This window comes from Candidatus Obscuribacterales bacterium, assembly GCA_036703605.1.
Lineage (GTDB): Bacteria > Cyanobacteriota > Cyanobacteriia > RECH01 > RECH01 > RECH01.
On sequence record DATNRH010000755.1, the window covers coordinates 1 to 1,597 of the forward strand.

The window sequence follows — 1,597 nt, forward strand, 5'->3', positions numbered from 1 at the left end:
TAGGAATGTTCGCGCCGGACAAATTCAAATCGAAATGACAAGGTAAGTTGTCAATGCCTTTGACCGCTACCGAAGCGAAGCTGGCCGCCAACATGAACTTGCAGGTGTTCCACGACAGCCATGTGTCTGACTTCAGCACACAACCAAGGGCTGCAGCCATTCGTTTAGAACTAGTCAAGGTCGTGATTGTCCCGCATAGCAGACCTTGGCACCAACTGCTCGGAATGGCTGCTTTGAGTTGGCCCACGGTACGCGCTGGGACGCTTCTGCGTGGGTGGGACTCTATGTAGATAATTACGCAATCCACCCACCCCACCTTTCCACCCTTTGTGGTTAAGCAGGCCCGCAAAGCCCATAAAAACTGAGCAAACCACCGCATCTATACAAAGAAACCCTTCATGGAGATGTATAGATGTTTACACCCTTTTTGCTGCTTATGGCGGCGGGGGTCAGTGTTCGGCTGACCTTATCCTGGATCCTTCGAGCGCGGTTCGGCCTCAATCTTGCGATCCCTCAAGCCCTTGCCGGGGCACTGCTGGTCTTGGCCTGTCTGCCAAGTTGGCTCCAACCCATCCCCTTGCCCATACCGCTTGGTCTGACCCTTGGGCTGGTCCTTCCTGACCTTCTGCTGACGCGGAGGTCGCTATGACGGACTGGCACCTCAAAGAAGACGATGTGGTTGTCCTACGTCCCCTCGATGACATCCCCGAGCACCTTTTCCAGGTCTGGGAAGTCTATGACGACTGCATCACCGGCTACTCGCTCACAGGTCCCCTCAAGGGTGTCTACGGCGAGCCCGGTATAGAGCTGATCCTGCGGGTCCACTCGCGCAGCACCTGAGGCCTCTCAGGGAAGGGGTTAAACCCAGCCCCTCGTTGAAAACCCTCACAAAAACCCAATCACACCAACAAACCGGGGCTATTGCCCCGCTAGGAGACGTCATGTCTACACAAATCAAGTATGCCTACAGACGGCATAACACATGGATCTACCGCAGGACCTACCCAGTCCAGTTGCAGGAAATCCTGGGGTCGTCGCTCAAGCGGTCCCTGCACACCGCTGATGCCAAGGTTGCTGCCAAGCGGGTAATGGAGCTCAACACCACCTTCGATGCGATCGTTCAGGAAGCGGAAGCACAGCTTGCCAACCCTGAGCACTCTTTGGCACCTGCACAGATCGCCGTGGCTGTCCCTCGCTATCAACGTGCCCGGCTCTTGGGGGAAGAGCAGGTTAAGGAGGTCGCTGCTGTCTATTTGGCAGAAGCCTCCAATCGCCTGCGTCCGGGCAGCTACAAGTCAGTCCGCTTTGCCTTGGAGTTGCTGAACTCACACCTCGGGGACCGCAAGCTGGGGGACCTGAACGACATGCTGGGCAAAGAGGTGCTGGGGTATGTTGCACGGCTGTCTCCCAACATCAGGAAGTACAGGGATGCTCAGGGGGCATCGCTGGCAGAGTTGGCGGCGCTGTCGGAGGAGTATGAGGACCTATCCCTGACTGCCCAAACCCAGCGGCGTATCTGGCGGCAGCTGCAGCAGTTCTTGGACTGGTGTGTTCGATCGGGAAACTTGGAGGCCAACCCTTGGGACGGACTGCAGGT

At 56.9% G+C, this 1,597-nt stretch carries 2 protein-coding genes; both read left to right on the top strand.

Annotation, left to right across the window (positions count from 1 at the left end):
* Nucleotides 1-645 precede the first annotated feature (645 nt).
* Nucleotides 646-840: a hypothetical protein gene (locus tag V6D20_15710; GenBank protein ID HEY9817227.1), complete on the top strand. Its 195-nt coding sequence runs from the start codon at nt 646-648 to the stop codon at nt 838-840.
* 101 nt (nt 841-941) lie between these two features.
* A partial coding sequence (locus V6D20_15715; GenBank protein ID HEY9817228.1) for a DUF6538 domain-containing protein occupies nt 942-1,597 on the top strand: 656 nt, incomplete at its 3' end.